The following is a 21919-nucleotide window of genomic DNA, read 5'->3' on the forward strand; positions in this document are numbered from 1 at the left end:
CGAGAGGCGGGAGGCGCTGCTCGCGCGCGGGGTCCACGGCAGCAAGGCGAACGTCGCCACGGCGCGCGAGCTCGCCTGCTGGGTGTGGGCGGTCGGCCTCATGGCCGAGGGGGCGTAGGGGGCGGTCCCCCGCACATAAGCCAGTCACCCCGGAAGCGGTTCGATCCGAAGCCGTTGAGGCGAACCTCAGGTCCCTTTTCTGCGAGCGCCCAGGGCGCCACACGCGTGCACAGACTGCCGGTTCGACGTAGAAGCCTCAGCCGTAGCAACGGATTGCCCAGCGAGAGATCGCCACGGGCGGATATTAAACTGCAAAGACGAGCGTCGGTAAGACACGCCGAGGTCGCCGCGGACGGGTTGATATAGGGAGAGGGCCTGACCCCATATCGTTGGGGCCAGGCCCGATTTTGCCTCTTGACAATGTCCTGCTCATATTAAAAAGGTACAGGTTTTTGTAGAGGGGTATGGAGATGTATCTACCGGCAGGACATTTTGCGTAATCTGGGCAATCGTTGATTAATTGCTCGTATAATTGCCTATGTCGAAAGATACAAAAACCTGTACTTTTGCGACTGCGCCTAGCTGCGAGCGAGAAGCCTGTTCTAAACGCCCCTGCATTTGCGTGCATCGCAAAGCCAAAAGAGGGGGCGAGAACATGGAACAGACGGCACGGCGCCAAGAGCAGCTGCCGGGCGCATTTAACGGCGCCACCACCAACAGCCAGCATGGCCGCGTCCGCTGGTATCTGGTTCACACCCCCAACGGCAAAGAGCGCGAGACCTGCGAAAAAGTCCGCCGCATTATCCCGCACGAGCTGATGCAGAACGCTTTTGTGATGCAAAAGGAGTTCTGGTTTAAGCGGGACGGCGCATGGTCGCTCCAAACCAAACCCATGTACAAGGAATATTTCTTCGTCGCCACGCACGATGCCGCTGCGCTCGATAGGGCTTTGGCCCAGCTGAGCTTTGGCTGCCGCATCGCCGGCAGTAGGGAGCGGGCGTACATGCCCATGCCGGACGATGCGCAGGATTGGTACCGCAGCGTGCTCGATGACGACGGCGTGGTGCGTAACAGCATTGCGCGTATAGAAGACGGCGTGCTGCATATAGAGCAGGGTCCCTTGGTGGGGCAAGAGGCCCGCGTTAAAAAGATCGACCGTCATAAACGCTGGTGCCTAGTGGACGTGGGCGAAGGCGACTCCGCATTTAGGGAGTTACTTCCGCTCGACGTGCCCAGCAAAACGTAAGGGAGACGTTGCACCGGCAAATCATTTGGTTTTTGGATTCATAGATGGGGGGGGGTTCCTGGGGACAGGAACGTGAGTTTTATTGTGGCTGCTAAAGAAGTAACAGAGAGCTGTGCATCTGTGGGGGACGCGCTGCTTTTCGATCAGATAAAGCCGAGCGGCACGCTTGGGTATCGCATTGTTAAGAGGCTGTTTGACCTTGTGTTCAGTCTTTTGATGAGTGTTCTGCTGCTAATTCCTGTTGCTGCGGTGTGTGCACTCATTAGGCTTGAATCGTCCGGTAGCCCTATGTATGCACAAGAGCGCATTGGCAAGGGCGGTAAGACTATCAAGATTCTTAAGCTTCGCAGCATGGTTGCGGATGCCGGCAACGTGCAGAAGTATTTGAGTCCTGAGCAGCTGCATCAGTGGGAAGTCGAGCGCAAGGTCGACGATGATCCCCGTATTACCAAAGTCGGTCAGTTCATCCGCAAGTGCTCCATTGATGAGATGCCGCAGTTCCTGAACGTGCTGAACGGCGACCTTTCCGTCATCGGTCCGCGTCCCATAACAAGAGACGAACTTGAACAGCACTTTTCCGATGAGGAAAAGGCTGAGCTGCTTTCTGTCCAGCCCGGCATTACGGGCCTGTGGCAGGCGACTGACCGCAACGCTGCGACTTTCGAGAGCGGCCTACGTCAGAAGATTGAACTTCATTACGTTCGCAATCGCAGCTTCCGCATGGATTGGAAATGCTTCACCGGAACTTTCGGTGCCATGTTCGGCAAGAAGAGGACGGGGCGATAGATGACCACTTCAGTCGCCACGACCGCTTATAGCGTATTAATGAGTATTTACAAAAAAGAAAACCCTACGTTTCTACGTCAGGCCCTCGACAGTATGCTCGCCCAGACCGTGTCTCCGACCGAGATTGTGATGGTTAAGGACGGTCCCTTGACCACTGAACTCGAGTCGGTACTTTTCGAATATAACTCGCAGTGGCCCAATCTGTTCAAATTTGTTTCCTACAGCGAGAACCATGGACTAGGATATGCTCTCCATAAGGGCGTGCTCTCCTGTTCTAATGAAATTGTTGCGCGTATGGACACCGATGACGTGGCGCGTCCTGACCGTATGGAGAAGCAGCTTGCCGCTATTGAAAGTGGGCTCGATATGGTTGGTAGCGATGTCGTCGAGTTTATTGACTCTCCTGAGACGCCAATCGCTTCAACGAATTTGCCCAAGGGACTAGACAATATTCTCGCTTGCTCCAAGCGTCGAAATCCTTTCCGCCACCCATCTATGACGTTTAAAAAAACTAAGGTGCTGGAGGCTGGGAATTACAGCTCTGAATATCTTTATTTCGAAGATTGGGATTTATTTAACAGGATGCTAGCCAGTGGCTGCCGTGCAGATAACCTACCTGAACCACTTGTGGCGATGCGCGTGAGCTCCGATTTCTATGCTCGCAGAGGCGGCCCTTCGTATCTACCGCATATTTGGAAATTCAAGTTTGCCCAATTGCGTACTGGCTGGTTTAGCCCTGTTGATTTTATTGCCTCATTTGTTCCGCATGCCGTTGTTTGCGCCATACCTAACGGACTTCGCTCATTTGTATATAAGAAATTACTCAGAAAGTAGGTTTGTGCATGTCTCGAAAAGTCGGAGTTATAACACTCCATAACTCGCCGAACTATGGTTCCTGCCTGCAGACCTATGCAACTCAGGTTGTTTTGGCTCGTGTGGGAGCAGATGCCGAAATAATTGATTACTACCGTAAGGATGCGATTCCCGAAAACGAAGTGGATCGTGCCCTTAACGGCCAGCTCGTAAAGAAGATGCCTATATTTAAGGTTCCTGGCGTCAAGCAGATTGCAAAAATACCGGTTTCTCGTATGGTTGCAAGGAGACGCGCCCCCCTTGATGAGTTTAGACATTCCAAGCTTGCGCTGACTGAGCGTTCGTACTATTCCGCAGATGAGTTGGACGCGAATCCTCCGGTAGCAGATATTTACTGCACTGGTAGCGATCAGGTTTGGAATAGCATTTGGAATAACGGTTTTGACCGTGCTTTCTATCTCTCCTTTGCTCCCGAGGGGAAAAAGAAGATTGCCTATGCTGCGAGTATCGGCAAGGCCACGCTCGAGGATTGGGAAGCTGAGCCGATGAGAAAGGCTCTCTCCTCTTACTCTTGTATCTCTGTACGCGAGCAAGAGGCGGCTGACCTTCTTGATTCTATCGGTGTCCATGGGGCTATGCCCGTTATCGATCCCACGCTCATGTTGAATCGTGATGATTGGGAAGCAATTGCAGATGGTTGGATTTCTCCGGAACCCTATGTTCTGGTCTATCAGCTCAACCGTAATGCCGAGTTCGATTCTTATGTACAAAGGGTCGCCAAGAAGACTGGTCTCAAGGTTATGCGAATTGCATACGGTGTGCATGAGAAGCGTTCTGGCGAGAATGCTGTTATCTGTCCTTCCGTGGGAAGGTTCCTTTCTCTGTTCCTTGGGGCCGAAATTGTCATTACGGACTCGTTCCATGGAACTGCCTATTCCGTAAATCTTGGAAAGAAGTTTGTCGCCATCAGCCCTGGTCGTTTTAACGGAAGAATTTCAAACCTATTAAATATGACTAATCTTGACAATCATTTGTTGGATGACTTTGGAAATCTGACTATTTCTGAACTTGATTACGACTCCAATTCGGTTCAGGCACAGCTTAATCTCAAACGAAATGAAGCCTTTTCTTTTATTGAAAAAGCCTTGGATATTTAGGAAATATGATGGGAAATATTTCGGTTTCTGCTTTAAAGGATCATTTGCCTGATCCTGTCATGGGGGTTGCGAGGGCCATTTTTAATGGCTATCCAAGTTTGCTCGCCGCTTCAATGCGGCAGGCGGCACGGTTCGGGAAGTCTTATTCTCGAAACAAGATCAAATATGCAGAGCAAGCAGAAGCTCATATAATTTATTGTACCCATCAGCTTGAAAAAGGGTTGAGCCACGAGGACTTTCGTGCTGGATTTGGAGTGAAGGTCCTCGCCGAACTCTCTCGCTACATGCATGTCTTTGAAGATATGGGTGGAAGTACGGATAGCCTGGTCTATCAATCCGCCTTGGGTGCACTAATCGAATATCGTGACAGACATAAGTATAGTTCTGAATACACGCATATGTTTATGCAAGCAATTGGCGACCAGCTGTTTTCTAAACTGGATTCAAAACCTTTATATCCCGGTGGAAGCTGCAAAATCGCTCATGATTTTGCTGGGGCAGGCATTATTCCAGGTTCTGTTGACGAGCTATTAAGTAACCGTCATTCTGTTAGGGAGTATTCTGATACACCTGTTTCGTTGACAAAGGTCATTAATGCTATCGAGACGGCCACCAAAGCTCCGTCTGCATGCAATCGACAACCAACAAGAGTTCGGATTATCAATAACCAGGAACTCATCAATAAGACATTAGGAATTACAAGTGGATTCAGAGGCTACGCGATGCCTCCAATGCTCGTCGTGTTGACGGTTGATAATCGGGTTTACTTTGGACCACAAGAACGCAACGAGGGTTTTGTTGATGGCGGCATTTTTGCAATGGCGTTATTGCTGGCTCTTGAAGAGCAAGGTTTGGCTTCTTGTCCGCTCAATACAATGCTAAGGCAAGGTCCTGAAAAAGCGATTCGAGGTCTATTGAAACTACCCTATTGGGAGGAATTGATCATGCTGATTTCCATAGGGAATTATTCAAAGAATGCCCAATCATGCGTTTCTACTCGTTTTCATGCCGACGCAATTGTTACGGTGGTTGACTAGCTTGATTACCTCATCTCCAATTCATGTTCTCCAAGTGGTTCCCTCATTAAGCCGTTCTGCCGGTGTTTCTCAATTTGTTCATAACATGTCTTTGGGCATTGATGAACATCGTGTTGTTTTTGATTATCTACACCATGCAACATTGAATGGTAAACCCTTGCGTGACTGCACTTATGATCAGGAACTTATTGCACACGGTTCTCGTGTCTATACGGTGTCTTATGCTTCTGCGGGGCTTGGCCGGTTCATTAAAGAAGTCGAAGAGTTTTTCGTTAAGCATGGACGCGAGTACGACATCGTGCATTGTCATATGCCCAACTCGGCTTTTTGCGTTCTCAGGGAGGCTAAGCGTGCCGGTATCGAACATCGTGTCCTACATAGTCATCTGAATAGTTCATCTGACAACGTTCTTCATCGTGTTCGAAATGCTCCGTTGATTGCGTGGGGCAAAAGGTATGCAACTGATGGGGTGGCGTGCTCTGATGAAGCTGGTAAATACCTGTTTGGAAACAAGCCGTTTACTGTAATGAAAAATGGAATCGTACTCAGCAATTTTGCATATGACGATAGATCCAATGCTTCATTGCGTGCTGAGTTCTGCATTGGCAATAGTGACCCCGTTATTGGAAGTGTCGGTCGTTTTGTTAAGCAAAAGAACTTTGAGTTCGGCGTCAGGGTTTTTGCCGAGCTGAAGCGTTGTTTGCCATCTGCAAAGTGGGTGATTTTGGGGACTGGTGACGGCACAGGTAGAGTCAGGGCCCTCGCGGATGAACTCGGCGTAGGGGATTCCATCATCATGCCGGGTGTACGCGTTGATGTCGCTCGTTTCTACTCGCTGTTCGATGCTTTCTTTATGCCTTCGCTGTACGAGGGGCTTCCTGTCTCTGCTGTTGAGGCGCAGGCTTCAGGGCTTCGGTGCGTATTTTCGACTGGCGTTCCTGAGGAAAGCGATATTACGGGCAGTGGCAGGTTCGTTGGACTTGATAGGCCTTCTGCTGAATGGGTATCCGCTCTTGTCGACACTCTTGCCCAGGGGCGTGATGACCGGGCGGCTAATAAATTGGCTTTGGCTGGGTACTCTGCAGAAACCAATGCAGAAAATTTAATGGATTTTTACGAGGGGCTTCTGTGCGGACTATGACCTAGCTTATCAAATCTTCTTTTGAAGTATCGCTAATAGTGCTCGACCCTGGGCGCTAATTGCGTTAACTATTCGAGCAGTTGATTTACGGTGATTTTTCGCTCCTATTTAACAATCGCTCAATCGCGCGACATCGTGATGTTTCTGCGTTTGTTGCCAGCTGTTTGCGTCTGCACATCATTTTCTCTGTTGGATAATTGAACGGAGCTCTATATGGATTCTAGGCCCTTAATTAGTGTTGTTGTCCCAGTTTATAACGTTGTTGAATATCTCGAAGAATGCGTTAGCAGCCTAACGAACCAATCATTTGGAGACATTGAAATCATTCTTGTCGATGATGGGTCAACCGATGGCTCTTCTACGATGTGTGATGACCTTGAAAAATCCGATGAGAGAATCCGAGTCATTCATAAGGAAAACGGCGGTCTTTCTGATGCCCGTAACACGGGCATTCGATTCGCGACAGGCGAGTACTTGTCGTTCATTGATAGCGATGATTGGCTGAGTTTGAATGCATTTGCATGTTGTGTTCCTTATTTGAATGATTCTGACATCGTCGTGTTTGGAATTGTGAAAGAGATCGGTGGCGTGGTCGTTAAAGAACTCAAGCCGAGAACTACCGCTTCTCTTTCAAATGTTCAAGCATTAGAGCAGTTGAATTGCTTTGGAGGTATAGATGTTAGTGCGTGCAATAAAATATATAGGAAAACCCTCTTTAACGATATTGTCTATCCAGTGGGCAAGTATTGTGAAGACTGCTATACAACCTTTCGCATTATTGATTTAGCTAGTTCCATAGTTACATTGCCACATTCCTTTTATCACTATCGCATGAGAAATGGAAGCATCACTCATGCTGTGCCTTTTCATGAGGAATTTATTGAGGCAGCTCTAATTCAACTTGATTACTTTAAACGTCATCATCCAGAGCTTGTTGATGTTGCTTTTGGCTACTGTGGTTTTGCATATCTTACTAAGTTGAATTGTCTAATTAAATATGATGCTGATTGCAATGAAATTAAAAAAGTGTGTTCAGAATTAAGAAAATTCAATTCATCCATTCAGCATTGCAAGTCCATTCCAACGATCAAAAGGCTGCAGTTCGCCATCGCTTCGATGTTTCCAAGTGCTTATTCGTTTGTATTTCGGAGGAAAGCGAAGTGAGTTTTCTAAATCGTAAATTAACGTTAGAGCCCGTGATTGCTGTCATTGTATTCCATGCGTGCATCCTCAGGGTTGTGTATATCGCTAACTATAATTCGTACGCGTTAGCAATGTGTCTTCCTGTTATCGCGTATCTATTGATTAACTATCGATCAATTCCCAATCGATTCTTTCGATTTAACTTGTTCGTAGTGGGTATGTGCTGCTTGATGCTGTTCTCTTCGTTGGTTAACTCTGGTTATAACTTTCGTGGTGCATTTTTGTTCGCATTAAAGGTGCTACTTCTGTTTTTATTTTTAGAATGTCAGTGCTCAAAGAACCGTCTCTTTGAGACGGCCCTGATTTTTTGCGCACTCTCTTATTTGTATTTGATTTTAGTGTACCTATCTGTCTGCCAAGACAGCCTGATTGCTTATAAAAACGGCCTAAATTATCTTGTTGGATCGAAGTTTTCTGTCAGCTATTTATCGATTTTTGCATGCGGAATGCTCATGTTTATTTGCCGACAAGAGTGTTTAAGCACGAGATTCCTTTCCAAGCTAATAATGCTTGCTGGATTCGCGTTCTCCCTTTTTATGACTAGCTTTGTTCACTGCAATACTGGTTCAATCGGATTGACGCTGTTTGGATTGTTTTGCTGTCTCAGGGCTTCAATTTCCAGGATTGTCTACAAGCCTTCGGTGGTTCTTACTGTCGCGTTGGTTTCAGCGCTTTCGCTTCTTCTATTTTCGGAAATTATTACTTCGAATGAAGCAGTTCGATCTTTTATTACCGACGCACTTAATAGGGACCCTTCTTTAAGCGGACGCACGTTGGTCTATAGTCGTGTTCTTCGATATGTTAGAGGGGGTTTCTTATTCGGCTACGGCTACAATTCCGTTTACGCTTTATTGGGCCAGTCTATTGCGATTAGTTCTGATTGGTTTGCCGCTGATGCGCAGGATGCATTACTCGAATATCTGCTGTATTTTGGCATTGTGGGCCTATTGTTTCTTCTGACATTGATTGCCTTAGTATTTTCGTCAGCCAAGCGATCGTCTGATTCGTGCCGCTATGGGAGCTTTCCTTTTGTAATAGCGATTTATGTATTTTTGATACTCGGATCTGCTGAAATAACAATTAATATGTATTTTTTTGCATTTCTTGCCTTCCTAAATTCGCTAACAGTCGATAACGAACGTGATGGAAATCCGGGTGAAGTAAATGGAGGTGGAATTCTTTATGGCATTTAATGGATGTATTGGTTTTAAGCAAATAGACCAATTCCGTAAGTCATATTCAACCCTTTCAAAGGCTAAACGCGCAACTTTTTGGATTACTTTCTGCAGCTTTCTGCAGAAAGGTATTTCCTTCATAACGTTACCTATCTTTACACGCCTTCTGTCTGTTGCTGACTATGGCACTGTCAGCATTTATTCGGGCTGGGAGTCCGTTGCGACGTATCTTGTAACGTTCGGCGTTACATACGGTGGTTTTAATAATGCAATGATCAAGTTTCGTGATGATAAGGAGGGCTATACCTCATCTCTGCTTGGTCTTATTTTGGTCATTGGTTTGATTTGGCTGCTTGTTTGTGTCACATTTTCAACATCAGTTGTAAACTTGGTTGGCTTGCCAGTCTATCTGATTGCTTTCCTTTTTATCGAAGTTATTTCGAGATCAGTTTATGACATCTGGGTATCTCGAATGAAATTTGATTACGAGTACAGGAAGATGGTCAAAGCTTCTCTTTTAATGGGGTTGTTATGTCCGATTGCTGCTGTCTCACTGCTTATTCTGGTGCCTAACAAAGTTGTGGGGCGTATCGGCGGCTTTATTCTTGTTGAGCTATTGTATGCAGTAATACTTGGAATTTCGCTTCTTAAAAAAGGCAAAGTCTTCTTTAACAAGGCTTATTGGAAATTCACGCTCATTTTCAATATTCCGCTACTCCCGCATTATTTATCACAAGTGGTATTAAGCGCTTCTGATCGGATGATGATTGGACAAATGTGCAGCGCGGGGGATGCGGGTATCTACAGCATTGCTTACTCAGCAGGAATGTTGATGACCATATTTACTAACTCTCTGATTGCAACCGTGGTTCCCTGGCTATATCGCAGATTGAATGAAAGCGATTTTAAACGGATCTCTTCGATGAGTTACAAGCTGCTGTTGATTATTGCTGCGGTTATCTTAGGAATCGATATTCTGGCTCCTGATATTGTCACCATTTTGGCCCCAAAAGAGTACTCTGATGCCATGGGTCTAGTCCCAGTTATTGCTGCAAGTGTCTTCTTTATGTTTATTTACAGTTATTGCTCAAATATTGAGTTCTTTTATGAACAAACCAGGCTTGCAACGATTGCCTCTGTCTCTGCGGCTGGTCTAAATCTACTTTTGAATTATCTATTGATACCGGTATTTGGATATCGTGCTGCCGGATACACAACGTTGATTTGCTACATTTCTTTGGCACTATTCCATTATTTCTTTGCGCAGAGAGTAGTGAAAAAGAATAACGACACATATGTTTTCAACGGAGTTCAGATTTGGTCGATCGCCGCTATCTTTTGCGTCTCATCACTTCTGATTTCTTATTTTTACCACTTGGCGTTTCTGAGATATGCAGTGGTTCTGGCGCTTCTGATAATCGCTGTTAAATATCGTGATCTCATCTTGGTAAGGTTGAAGGAGTTTTTCTGATGCGTCCTAAGATTATCGTTTCGACAATTATTGATTCTCACAATTATGGAACGGTTTTACAAGCGGTGGCAACAAATGATGCTTTGATGCCTTATGGTGACCCTTGCTTTGTAGATTACTGCCGTCCCCAGTGGACGAGAAAAGGATGGAGGAGGGGCCAGCTTCGAAATCCGAACTTTCTTAAAGGTCTTTGCATGCTGGTTGCTAAATATCCAGTATGGATTAAGTCTGAAGGGGTTTTTCGCTCCTTCGTGGAAAAGCACTTGAGATTGATTGATTCTGCACCGTTTATTAATGGTGGACACTTTGATATAAAGGCGGTGTATTGCGTCGGTAGTGATCAGACTTGGAATATTGAATGTAATAACGGCATTGATCCAGTATATTTCCTTCAGAACGTTCCGGATGATTGCAAAAAAATATCCTTTTCAGCAAGTTTTGGGCGCCCCGCTTTAGATGAAGCGGAGAGCGCTCTCACCAAGCCCCTACTTGAGCCATTTAGTGCAATTTCGGTTCGCGAAAGCTCAAGTGTTTCTATTCTTGAGAATATGGGACTTCGCGGTATTGCCCTAAAGGACCCTGTGTTGCTTTGTCGACCGGAACTGTGGCATGAGCTTGCTTCCCATGTCCCAGCCTCGACTGAGAGCTATGTGCTCGTCTATATGCTTAACCAGAATTCGGAGATGTGCTCTTTCGCCCGTAAGCTTGCTGAACGTGAGGGGATGCGGGCCCGTATTGTGACATTCAATCCTTTGAAGCGTGCTCCAGAGGGCTTGGAGGGTGTCTGTCTTCCTAAGCCGGAGGAATGGGTAGCTTTATTCCGCGATGCGTCGTATGTGGTGACAGACTCTTTCCATGGTACTTGTTTCTCACTCCTATTTGAGCATCCTATGATTGTGTTCGACCCGCCAAAATTCTCGGTCCGCCTTAAAGATGTGCTAGCTGACTTCGGCCTTGCCTACAGGCGCGTTTCCGAGGACTGCGATCCTATGCATATAGCCGCAGAGCCGATTAATTGGGATTCTGTCAGGACTAAAAAGGAAGAATTCTCCGGCGAGGCCAAGGCTTTCCTTGACGGTGTTTTCGGAGTTTCCGAGAGGGCTGATGTATGACTAATCTAGATAAGACCTGTCTTGCTGCGGTTGATGCGGACAAGGACGAACTCATGCTCTCTTCATCTGGTGGGGCTTTTTCCGTTCTGGCGAGAATGACGCTTTCCCACGGGGGCACCGTGTACGGACATGCTTTTGACGAGGGTATGCATGTTGGCTGCGTGCGCGTCGACAGCCTCGACGGTCTCGCAGTCCTTCGTGGATCAAAATACGTTCAGAGCGACATGGGCGATTCTATGTCGCTCGTTAGAGATGATCTGAAGGCTGGGCGCGAGGTTCTCTTTAGCGGAACGCCCTGCCAGGTGGATGGGCTGCTTGCGTTTTTAGGCGGGACACAGGATGGGCTACTTACGGTAGACATCGTCTGCCATGGAGTTCCGAGCCAATCGTTTTTTAGCGATTGTCTGAAGTGGGAGTTCGCTGGCAGTCGGTTGGATAGTGTCAGATTTCGCGACAAGCGAGAAGGTTGGGGTTGCGGAGGCGGTACTACTACTACTACCCCTGTTTTTCATAGGCTTGTTACGAGGGATAGGCCGTTTTCTCCCGAGATTTCGTTCTATTACAGACGTTTTCTTTCTGGCGACGTTTATCGCGAGAGCTGCTACCGGTGTCCTTATGCCGGTGGAGAACGTCCCGGAGACTTTACTATCGGTGACTTCTGGGGGATTGACGTTGACGCCTCGGGCCTTGATCCTAGGCACGGGATTTCCGTCATTATCGCCAATACTGAAAAGGCCGAAATGCTCATTCCTTATATAAAGGAAGAGACTGCTTGGGCGGAACGCCCACTCGAGGAGGCTATTCTAGGCAACGATCAGCTTATGCACCCTACGTCGCGACCGAAGGCGCGCGACATCATACTGGATCGTTGGCTAGAGGAGGGTGTCGACGTACTTGAGAGCGAGTATCAACGCTCAGTTAAATTTTCATCTAAAAAGTGGCTCGCAAAGAGATCTGTTAAGAAATTCTTGAAAGGAGTGCTCGGCAGATGATGGAAAAGAGTATTCCTGTTTTGTTCGCGGACGACTCCGAATGCTGTGGTTGTGGCGCTTGCGTTGCCGTGTGCCCAAAAGGGGCCATTAACATGGCTCCGAACCGTTACGGGTTTCTGTATCCCAAGATCGAAGAAGATGCTTGTGTGCGCTGTGGTAAATGCCTTAGTGTTTGCAGGTTCAAGAAGAGGTTGAGGAATACTTCGAATTGTAAGTAATCCATAGGGGCAATAGAGGTGGAAGGAGTTCCAACAATGGGGATTAAACAAGCGATAAAGAAAATTGTGATGGGACCAAAGGCTTCATCTCAGGATTATGTCAATTATCTCCGATCTAATGGTATGGTCATCGGCAACAACACCGTTATTTACTCACCGAATAATTGTGTTATTGATCAGACCCGACCTTGGATGATTGAGATTGGGGACAATGTTTCTATTACTACCGGAGTAACCATTCTGACGCATGGCTACGACTGGAGCGTTTTCAAAGGGATATATGGGGATGTTCTTGGTAGCGCTGGTCGCGTAAAGATTGGAAACAATGTTTTTATCGGCATGAACTCGACTATCCTAAAGGGTGTAACCATTGGCAATAACGTTGTGATCGGCGCGAACTCTCTTATTAATAAGAATGTTCCTGACAATTCTGTTGTCGTAGGCAATCCTCAACGTGTCGTTTGTGATATTGATTCTTACCTTGAAAAACGGCGTGCGGCACAGGTCGCTGAGGCGGCGGACCTTTATGGTTGTTGGAAAAGGAACTCATCAGATGGCAAACGGGGGGGGGTACCTCCGAAGGAGATTTTCTCCGAATTCTTTTGGCTTTTCGAGCCACGGACAGAGGGCAGTTTGAGCGACTCTTCGTTCGAGTCCGTAATGGAATTGCGTGGTACGCGCGAGCTTAGCTTTTCGAGGTTCATGCAACTTGAACCTGAATTCGATTCCTATGAAGACTTTATTGATTATCTCGAAGAGGCGCTTAGATGATTTACGCGTTCGCGTCGAAGACGTTGAGTAAGGACGGCCTCCTGGCGTCCGCTTATCGCGAAATAGCTTTCGTTCTAGGAGAAGTGCTGGTACCCAAGGTTCGGCGGCGAGGTCGGTACCGTCAAGATTCTTTCGCAAATTGATTTAGCCGTCCTCGGCCCCGTCCTCTTCTAGCCCTCCGTCTTTCCCCTCAGCTTGTCCATCTCCTCCAGTTTGAACATGTCCAGGTACCTCCTCTTGCCCCACTCGTGCTCCACTATGCACTTCGGTCTCGCCGTCACCAGCATGAGGGCCGAGTTGCCGTCCGGGAAGGTCCCGACGACCCTCGTCCTCCTCCTGATCTCGCGGTTGATCCGCTCGATCCTGTTGTTCGTCCTGATCCGGCCTAGCATACTCGCCCCCAGAGCTTGAGCACTACTTAGGTAGACCACAAGTTGTGCTCTGACTGCATGCTCACTAGGCTTCCGTTTGACGAAAAATCTTAGACTTCTGCGCTCCTCAAAAGTGTCGGGGAGTACTATTACCTCGGGCGTTCACTGCCTGGTGCATGACGTTAACATCCGCTTGTTGACCTTTCAATTTGGTCGATTGTTTATTGGGGGTTGCCATGCCGGTTAACCGATCTTTGGGTGCAAACGATAAATAACGTTCTTAAATTGTTGCTGAGTGAAGGACCAATGTCCCCAGTATTATTCACCTGTAGGGGCCGAGCATTTGGGCTCTTTTTGCTTTAGCACACCGTATTAGTACGAATGGGTTGTTCTTCTCTTATAAGGATGTTAATAATGAGTGATTCCATAGAAGACAGCAATCAGGAAGAGCTCGAATGGCTTCTATTTGAGCTTGATGAAGCCCGCGAAGACCAAAGAGTATCTTTGGATCATATTGTTCAGGTCCTTGTTGCCTGTATTGCTGCACTTGCCATTTTGTATTCTGTTGCGGCCGGATTTGGCGGTAATGAAAATACGATTCCCTGGAAGAATGAGGGAATCGCTACGATTGCAGCCTGTGTGATTCTTGTAGCGGGATTTTACGGCTCTAGCATTGGCCAGGAACGCATGTTTCGCTATCACTATATGGAAATGATTGAAGAGAGGATTTCTGAGATAGTGCCAACAGGCAATAGGACTATTGCGCTGGGCTGGAACCGGTTTTCCTCTCGCTTAATCACTGCCAACATTCATCACCTAACTAATAGGGGTGCGCGTAGGCACTATGTGCATTTTGCACTTGCGCTTGTATCGCTTGTCATCGGGTGCGTTTTGCTTTCTTTGCTATTGCTGCTTACCGTGCATAATAAATGGGTCAGGCTTCTACTGCCGCTGGTTGTTATGTCCGCTCTTATATATCTTTTGTACTGCTATTTCATAGCTACTGACTTTAGTCGGCTGACGTTTAATGAGATATTAAGCCTTAATGTAAATGGTGTCCCTAAGGAATATCGAGCGAGTAGTGGTGGGGTGTCTGAGGATAATAGGCCGGGTCACTATTTCTCGCAATTTAGAGGTAAATTCCTTCGTCTGTTGTACACGCGTCCTCGCGATTCAATGAAAGGCTTCTTTTATTTAGGTGGGGCTTTGTTGGGTACTTCCCTGGGAGGAGGCTATTCTCTTGGAGAGTGGTTCTTCCGGTTCTTCTTGCTTGTGTTTGTCGTTGACATCTGTGGCTACCAAGCGCGTTATCTCATCAATGATATTAGGGGCATTGCGGAGGATAAGACAAACCCGCAGAGTGCAGGCAGAAATAGGCTTCCATTGCTTGGCGGCGGTAATGAGCGACATACAATAATTGTTGCAATGCTTGTTGTCGTTGCCAAGGCAATTGCCGCTTTCTTGGTTTGTGCGACTATATGGGCAGACGGTGCCACGTTAAATGGCGAGCCGGTTCTCGGTGACCATTACCTTGCCTTTATTCTGGGCTTTGCATACGTTTTGGTCTTCATTATTGCCTGCTTTTATGAGAGCGCTAGGGCTAAAGCTGAGCGACATTGGAGTGAGTATGTCCGGCGCCATGATGGGTCGCCGGTTTTGCGTGGGATGAACCTATTCAAATCTGCGAAATACTTCGGATACATTGATTCTAGAGAGGAGTCGCGCTCGCATGACGTCTTTAAGATGTGTTTTGAGACTCTTAGGATTGTTCTTTATGGATATTCGCTACGTTTTTGTGTCGGTCTTCTTGCTTTTGATCCGTATTTATTCGGACTCGTGTCCGGTGGAATTTCGGAGTTTCCTTATAGGGTAGGCATGCTGCTTCTCTTGATTGTTGCCTGCGCCTTGTATGGTTGTGCCTTTGTTTATATTACCTGGAGCTATGAGGCGTCTGCGGCCAAGAGGGCTTCTGCTATGAGCTGGCTGCAATTAAAGAAAGATGCTAAGGGGGTTATTTCGCCATCTATCAAGCAACCTCATGTAGTTGAATTCAAAAAGCCCCATATCGCGTATCTGGGCTATCGGCTAGGTTTGAGAGCGTGTGACCTTTACCCGCTGCGGGTGCGGTGGAGCTTGATTGAGCCTTGGAACTGGACAGCATTGCTTGCGGTCCTTCTTTTGCACTGGTTCTCCATTTGGCTTCTTCCCTGCTATTATTCATTTTTCTCCTTGGGATTAAGTGTTGTATTGTTTGCTTTGGCTGATTGTGTGCCCAACAAGGGTGTTCTTAGCATGGTTTTCACTGTTTCAATTGTTTTGATTATTCTTGAGTGCGTTGCATTGGTCGCCTCGCTTGTCTGTTCTGATTTTTACCTATCTGTTATCGAATTCCTCATGCGCAACTATTTGCCCTATGGGTTTATCGAGACTGCCCAAGATGGATCGCTGTTCGTCGGAGAATGGTTTGCTCAACTATGCTTAAGGCCCTTGATCTGGATTTCCCAGTCTCCGTATAACGCTCTTGCAATGACTGTCGTAGCGGTCATTGCCCAAACGTTCCTCGCGATTTATGCACTGTTTAGGAACATGAACTACTACGACATGAACGCACCGTTTCTTGAGAACTTCTTCAACACCGTTAAGGCTGCGGCGCTGAAGCTGTGCACAGCAATCTTGGGCGAACACGCGATGCAGGTGCTGCGCAAGAAGAAGGGGAGTGGCGATGAGGTGCAACCCTCCGCGAGTAGCGACTGAGAATAGGTCGAGAATGGGCGACTTGCTGTTTCGCGCGCATCGAACGGTCCAGGCCAGTTCAGTTGTAAGACGTTGGCGATATAAACTATTGAATCGAGCGCTGTAGCGACCGATTTCTCGTCCGCACAATTGGTCCGCGCCGCTTGTTATTCTATGGATCTACTCAATCATTAGGAGGTTCTATGGATGCAAATGAGATGGACGCCGAGGTCATTGATCGTGACCGTATTGAGGTGTTTGTTAGCTCTTCGATGAGCGATGAAGGCGATTTTAGCTGGCAGCAGCTGAGGGATGAGCTTAATCGCGCTTTGTTGAAATCGGATATCTTTAAACCCTTCGCAATCGAGTCCCATGCGAGCATTGAGCCATCATCGTCTTATTATCTTAATCGCTTAGTACAGAGCGATATAGTGATTGGAATCATACGGTCAGAATTGAGGCCAGGAACTAGTAAAGAGCTATATCGGGCTATCCAGCTCAGAAAGCCACTCATTCTCGTTAAGCTTGAAGGCGAGACATCGTCGGATATCGAGTCTCTGTTTCGTTATGTTAGGGAAATGGATGCGTGCACATATGTCGAATTGCCGAGTGATTCAGGTCTCGTTTCTTATCTGATGGATCAGCTTAATAATGTGATGGTAGATTTGTTTCACAATCGACGATTTGAAATTGAAGATGGTAAGCCGGCAGTTTTTGCAGACATTGCTCCGATCTCTATTCCCGAAGATGTTCTTGATGCTTTTGGCGCTTCTGTCGCCTTGATTTCAAAAAAATTTAACTACCATGCTGAATGGCTTGAGAGAAAGTCTGACAATCCTCACCTGTTCTTTCTTGGTGAGAAGGCGGTTGAGTGGCTACTTTATGGCACCCCCTTTTCGGTCGGTGCATTCAAGGCTGGCATTCTAGAGATTATGAAAGACAGCGGCATTCCCAGAGACACTCTTTCACTAAGGCTTGACGCCCTCGATGCTTCTATTGAAGGTCGCTATTCCAGGTGCTATGAATTACTTCAACTTGCTTGTGATTCAATAGAATCGAAAGATTGTTGGGCTTATGGTAATTGTTTAATTGACAAGCGGACTGTCGCTGGCATGCTTTCCGAATATGGATTCGGCACCCAGTGGTCAATTCAGAAACAAATTGATTCGCTCTCCGCTCCAGCCTATATTCCCCTTGCGCTTAAGTTCGAAGAGGAGGTGGGGACTGCTGTCTTAAACGCTTCGAGAGAGGCGAGGGCGGTTAATCCTTACACAACGATTCGACATGACGCTAGCCTTGCTTCCGTCATGTCGAATATATCGTGTTTGTTATTTAGTTCAATATTGTGCGGGAGCATATCGAGCGCCTTATATTCTCGCAGCCTGCTTGCTAATTCGCTTATCGACTACTCCTCTATTTACAATCGGCCCGAACTTGAGCTCGAGGGAATTAAGCTGCTTGTTCTTCAGGGGGATGCTAAGGGCTTCGAGAATAGGTTTGCTTATAAGAGCGATGGTTTAAGGTCATATCTCCCCTCGTGTGCCGAGGAACTGTGGCATCTGACTACTTTAACGGCCCAGGCATATCGTCCGAGTATGATTTCCGTCGTCATTAAGGAGTGTGCGCCTTATTTTTCGGATGATACTATTTGCGATGCTTGGAACACGTTAAACGTTGCAGATGATTTTCGGCAATGTGAATCAAAATGGATTAAGGCGATCGGCATGATCAAGATGCGGGTTGATGAGAAGTCGCTTGTAAGCCTACTTTGTCAGGTTGTCGATCAACATTTATATACAGTCGCTTCTGATGTTTCGAACGTTATTGGCGGAATGGATTTAGACAAAATCGACAAAGAGCTCGTTGATCAACTGGGCAGTAGCCTTAAATCGAATTCTGATGAACTGCTTAAATACAATTTCTCTGCTGGCGTTTTCGGATGCGTTGAGAAGCGTTGTGGCTTTTCTATTTTGAGCGAAGAACAAGTGGGGCATCTTTCCACTGTTGAGCGGGGTTGTTATTTAGACAACAAATCTCCAGCATGCAATGCGGAAACGGCTTGTATCGATGAATTGCGCAGGCAATTCGACTCGAATAATCGTTCTGATTTTCACGCAGGGTTTTCCATTCGTCCCTCTTCTTTGCTATGTCGCTCACTCGATGATGTCCCTTCTGAGTCATTTAACGCATCCTTGGCTGGCGTGCTGGAGCATTGTCTTAAAGGGCTTCCGACATATCAAGGATCACCCTGCTCTGCAGAAGAGGCTATGTCCGTATTAAATAAGTTTGTATGTTGTTGCGTGCGCGATGGAAAGGCACTTCCCGTCGGTTGGACGGATTTAATTTCTGAACTTCCGGATGAGTGGCCCGAAGACCCGGTATTTAGAGAGCCTATATCAATGGACTCATGTGCATGGTCTGTAAGATGCTTAGCTCTAAAAGTTGCTACCGGCTTTGCAACAGACATAGAGTTCCTGACATTTGGTATTAAATTTGATGCCCTTACAGCCGCCGGTCAGCGTGCGTTTTTAGAAGTACTTGAGCAGCTGATTGTTTGTAATGCTATCTGCGATCAATACCGTGGCGTCGTTTCTGCAATCTGTTCGAGCGTTATGCTTAGTGAGGACTCTGCTGTGCGTGAACTATTGCTTGATAGCGTTGCTGCAGGCTATCGTAGATGGGAAGCGAGCTCTTTTAGCGATTTGGCGTTTCAATCGTTACACGATGTTTCCCCTAATGTTGCATTTAAGCTTGTGCGCTTATGCAAGGAGGGGAAATTCGATGATGCTACTCTCGAGCAGAAGTTACTTGGTGAGCTCTCGAGTGATTCCAACTGGTTTATTCGCTGGCATGTTGCGAATGACTAGGCGTAGGTTTGGCGTCGGGACAACGTGGGCTTCGGCGCCTTTTTGCCAACATCAGATTAACCCGGACCGATCTTGGTGCCAATTCCTTGCCAGCGGCTGACCTCAGGGTGCTGCCGCATATCGGTTTCGCTCATGTAGCTCAGAGCGTGTTGTTCAATACCGTTCGTCTAATAATCGCTGTGACTTGCGGAGTTAGTAAGAAAGTTGTCCGCGATCCTGGAGTGATTCGTTCTCGGTGCGAAAGTGCTGGTATATGCTCGCGTTCTGCGTATGGATGCCGGTTCGTGGATGCGAAGAAAATGCCAGACGGGCTTATTGAGGAAATGGGACTGCTGTACGTCGGTGTTACTCGCGCCCGCAAAGCGGTATACGCCTCCTCTTCTATGCGGCGCAGGACAAATTACGGGAACTATCAGGTTGCCTGCCCCTCTTGTCTAACGTCTCTTCCGGGCATTGAGCCCGTGAGCTGGAGGGTCATGGACGGGGAGGGGTGACTTCCCTGTATCATGAAATGGGCACGCTATCGGCGCGGGAGCCGTTCAACGGCTCTGGCAGGACCTCACTGTGCGTGAGGAGGCTGTTCAGCGCGAAATATAGCGCATTAGGGCTTCGGAAAGTTCATCTCTCAGGTCGCCTTCCAATAGGGAAATTGCTCTATCGACATAGATTTTGTTATCAATACCAAAGTAACGTCCAACGCTTACCACGAGGGACTTGTCGTTAAATAGCCCGAGAATCTCATTGTAATCATGGTTTTCAATGGCCCGTTGATATCTGTCATTAACGTTTTTTTCTATACTCGCAATATCAATTAAGGATGCGATGCCATCGGCAGTCAGCTGCTCATTATCCGAAATAGTTATTCCGGAAAGTGCTCCCTTTACGCCTGCTACGAGCGCTTCCGATGTCTGTTTGTTTGCTTGCTTGCTGAATCTGTCAATTACATATGACTTAATACCGGAAAAGGTCTTGTCCCCATCGGCACCGAAACGCTGAGATAGAACCCGCACCGCTTCTTCGGTGAGAAAGAGATTTTCAATTTCTGCGACCTTGAGGTGGAAAATGCCCTTTTCTTTAAGGATGTTGAGCTGTTCCTCGGTTTTAAAGTCTCTGTCTATGATGCCCCAGGCCTTTATGGCATGAAGGCTTTGGGTGCGATTGTATGCTTTCACATTATTGATGACCTGCTCGCACCCGCCGGAAGGGACTACATAGCAATTGGGAAAGAGTGCGGAGTAGATCCGCTTGTCGTAACTTCCTTCGGTTCCTTCAACGAATAGGACCTCTTTCCTGTTGCCAAGGAGCTCTATTAAGAGCTCCTTTGGAAGGTCGCTATCGGGAAGCGTTTCTAATTCCCATTTGGTGCCATCGAAATTCTTAACCCAGATGATATCCGAGCTTCGGTGTGTTGAGGCGAAATTAACATCGTGGGTTATGTAGATAAAGAGGCAGTCTGGGCGTGACTGCTCTAGGGAAGTCCAGAGTCGCGCCATAAGCGATGGATGCAAATGAACTTCAGGCTCATCCATGATGATTATTTTGTCGTTTGGGACACAAAGAACTTGTGCGGCAAGATATAGCACTGAACGCTCGCCGTCACTCATTTGCGTTGCGCTGTAGCGATTCGTTTTACTTTGGGAGTACGCGTAGAAGGCCGCGTCTTCCTGCTCGATCTTTCTTTGAGGAAAGACTTCATTCCATATAATTTTAAGTTTGTCCAGCGTGGTTACTGGAATAGCTGGCCTTTCAGCCGAAATGGACTCTGCATGCCTGCATTTATCAATAAACCGCTGGTTTTCAAGATTAACCTGGGCGATAAGGGCTGCTAAAACATCATCAAAGTCGTCAAGGAGCTTTGTCGTATAGCTCTTGCCCCATTTCCATCGTCCATTTTTGTTTTCCTTATATTGAGAGCCACCGTATATGACATTATCTTCTGCTTCCGCATAGCTTTTTAAAGGGATTCTCTCGGAAAAATTGATATCGCGTTGTGCTGAGATTCTATGGACCTTTTCGAAATCTTGTTGCTCTATCCATGCGCCGAGTTTTGATTTGCCAGATCCATTTGGTCCGATGACAACGACGGAGTTGACCTCAGCTTCACAATAGGTCTTTATGTTGTCGGCATTGGGAAGCCAGTATTTAAATTTCGATTCGTCTTCTGACAATTGTCTCACCTGGTTAATAACGGTTATGGACTGATTTAATAATAGTATTAATAAGCCTGATGGCCTGACTAGGGCCGGCTCTACATGGCCATGCTCTTCGATTTTGCGGCCAAGTCTGTTTTCGTCGGGTTTTAGGCACCACTCGACCGGTCGCGACCCGATGATTCGATATTCGCGCTGGTACGCATATTTGGTCGTTCCGATAACGAGGTTGAGCGGTATGCCTTGGAATGCCTCGTCAGCCACGCTTGGAGCAGGAGTGCCGTAAAAGACTGGGCTGTGCAGGGAGATGCCATTACCGGAATCAATCTTTCGATTTAGAAGTCGCTCAAAGCAGCCGTACCGTACGATGCCGATCTAGCCGTCGGTGCACCTGAATATATCGATCATTCGCCTGGTAATCACGACAGTGTCCTCAACAATGTCGCTCTCCCGCACCATGAACATGCAGTAGATCGGCAAGAGTCAGTTGGCGTAGATGCCCATCCCGTACGCCAGAGACGCTTCTAGCGGATCGCCCTGCTCTCCGGGCAGACCGTGGTAGTACCCGGCACCGTTCATATAGAGGCACCCGTCTATCAGGTCGTTGATGTATTCCTCTTTGGACGCGAACTTCAGTAGGTAGACGATGTCGTCGTTCGGCATAGTGTTATCCTCT

17 protein-coding genes and 1 pseudogene are annotated in these 21919 nt (G+C 47.3%); 15 read left to right on the top strand and 3 right to left on the bottom strand.

What is annotated here, in order from left to right; translation table 11 throughout:
* Positions 1-655 precede the first annotated feature (655 nt).
* The 13 genes from DW661_RS02820 to DW661_RS02875 all read left to right on the top strand — a co-directional run bounded on the left by DW661_RS02820 (position 656) and on the right by DW661_RS02875 (position 13122).
* Positions 656-1246: a hypothetical protein gene (locus DW661_RS02820; RefSeq protein ID WP_118934497.1), complete on the top strand. Its 591-nt coding sequence runs from the start codon at positions 656-658 to the stop codon at positions 1244-1246.
* Positions 1247-1318: 72 nt separating this feature from the next.
* On the top strand, positions 1319-2032 hold the full coding sequence (locus DW661_RS02825; RefSeq protein WP_158568403.1) for a sugar transferase: 714 nt from the start codon (positions 1319-1321) through the stop codon (positions 2030-2032).
* Positions 2033-2866: a glycosyltransferase gene (locus DW661_RS02830; protein WP_118934501.1), complete on the top strand. Its 834-nt coding sequence runs from the start codon at positions 2033-2035 to the stop codon at positions 2864-2866.
* A gap of 8 nt (positions 2867-2874) precedes the next feature.
* Positions 2875-4002, top strand: coding sequence for a polysaccharide pyruvyl transferase family protein (locus tag DW661_RS02835; protein ID WP_118934503.1), 1128 nt, complete (start codon positions 2875-2877; stop codon positions 4000-4002).
* A gap of 8 nt (positions 4003-4010) precedes the next feature.
* A complete protein-coding gene (locus DW661_RS02840) occupies positions 4011-5039 on the top strand; it encodes a nitroreductase family protein (RefSeq protein ID WP_158568404.1) in 1029 nt (342 codons plus the stop codon).
* Between the two features lies 1 nt (position 5040).
* Complete coding sequence (locus DW661_RS02845) at positions 5041-6180, top strand: glycosyltransferase (protein WP_199584833.1); 1140 nt, start codon at positions 5041-5043, stop codon at positions 6178-6180.
* A gap of 213 nt (positions 6181-6393) precedes the next feature.
* Positions 6394-7344 (top strand): glycosyltransferase family 2 protein, encoded by a 951-nt coding sequence (locus DW661_RS02850; RefSeq protein ID WP_118934507.1) that lies wholly within the window; start codon positions 6394-6396, stop codon positions 7342-7344.
* A gap of 209 nt (positions 7345-7553) precedes the next feature.
* Complete coding sequence (locus DW661_RS10090; protein WP_370448138.1) at positions 7554-8576, top strand: O-antigen ligase family protein; 1023 nt, start codon at positions 7554-7556, stop codon at positions 8574-8576.
* On the top strand, positions 8566-10029 hold the full coding sequence (locus DW661_RS02855; RefSeq protein WP_158568405.1) for a lipopolysaccharide biosynthesis protein: 1464 nt from the start codon (positions 8566-8568) through the stop codon (positions 10027-10029). The genes DW661_RS10090 and DW661_RS02855 overlap by 11 nt, the downstream gene beginning before the upstream one ends.
* Positions 10029-11141, top strand: a complete 1113-nt coding sequence (locus DW661_RS02860) for a polysaccharide pyruvyl transferase family protein (RefSeq protein ID WP_118934511.1) — start codon at positions 10029-10031, stop codon at positions 11139-11141. Before DW661_RS02855 ends, DW661_RS02860 begins: the two co-directional genes overlap by 1 nt.
* On the top strand, positions 11138-12133 hold the full coding sequence (locus DW661_RS02865) for a Coenzyme F420 hydrogenase/dehydrogenase, beta subunit C-terminal domain (protein WP_118934513.1): 996 nt from the start codon (positions 11138-11140) through the stop codon (positions 12131-12133). Before DW661_RS02860 ends, DW661_RS02865 begins: the two co-directional genes overlap by 4 nt.
* Complete coding sequence (locus DW661_RS10485; RefSeq protein WP_370448139.1) at positions 12133-12351, top strand: 4Fe-4S binding protein; 219 nt, start codon at positions 12133-12135, stop codon at positions 12349-12351. The genes DW661_RS02865 and DW661_RS10485 overlap by 1 nt, the downstream gene beginning before the upstream one ends.
* Before the next feature lie 36 nt (positions 12352-12387).
* The gene (locus DW661_RS02875) at positions 12388-13122 is read left to right on the top strand and encodes a DapH/DapD/GlmU-related protein (protein WP_118934517.1); all 735 of its coding nucleotides are present in this window, start codon (positions 12388-12390) and stop codon (positions 13120-13122) included.
* A 170-nt stretch (positions 13123-13292) separates the two neighbouring features.
* Here DW661_RS02875 and DW661_RS02880 read toward each other — a convergent pair.
* Positions 13293-13505, bottom strand: a pseudogene (locus DW661_RS02880) (transposase); the annotation flags it as partial.
* Between the two features lie 402 nt (positions 13506-13907).
* Between DW661_RS02880 and DW661_RS02885 the strand changes: the two are divergent.
* Both DW661_RS02885 and DW661_RS02890 read left to right on the top strand, forming a co-directional pair.
* On the top strand, positions 13908-16247 hold the full coding sequence (locus tag DW661_RS02885) for a hypothetical protein (protein WP_118934519.1): 2340 nt from the start codon (positions 13908-13910) through the stop codon (positions 16245-16247).
* Positions 16248-16429: 182 nt separating this feature from the next.
* Entirely contained in the window at positions 16430-19093 is a 2664-nt protein-coding gene (locus tag DW661_RS02890) for a hypothetical protein (protein WP_118934521.1), read from the top strand.
* A gap of 581 nt (positions 19094-19674) precedes the next feature.
* Here the strand turns inward: DW661_RS02890 and DW661_RS02895 are convergent.
* On the bottom strand, positions 19675-21507 hold the full coding sequence (locus DW661_RS02895; RefSeq protein ID WP_118934523.1) for a DUF4435 domain-containing protein: 1833 nt from the start codon (positions 21505-21507) through the stop codon (positions 19675-19677).
* Positions 21508-21726: 219 nt separating this feature from the next.
* Positions 21727-21906 (bottom strand): hypothetical protein, encoded by a 180-nt coding sequence (locus tag DW661_RS02900; protein WP_118934525.1) that lies wholly within the window; start codon positions 21904-21906, stop codon positions 21727-21729.
* Positions 21907-21919 lie beyond the last annotated feature (13 nt).

Origin of the sequence: Collinsella sp. AM24-1, from assembly GCF_003470325.1 — a bacterium.
GTDB lineage: Bacteria > Actinomycetota > Coriobacteriia > Coriobacteriales > Coriobacteriaceae > Collinsella.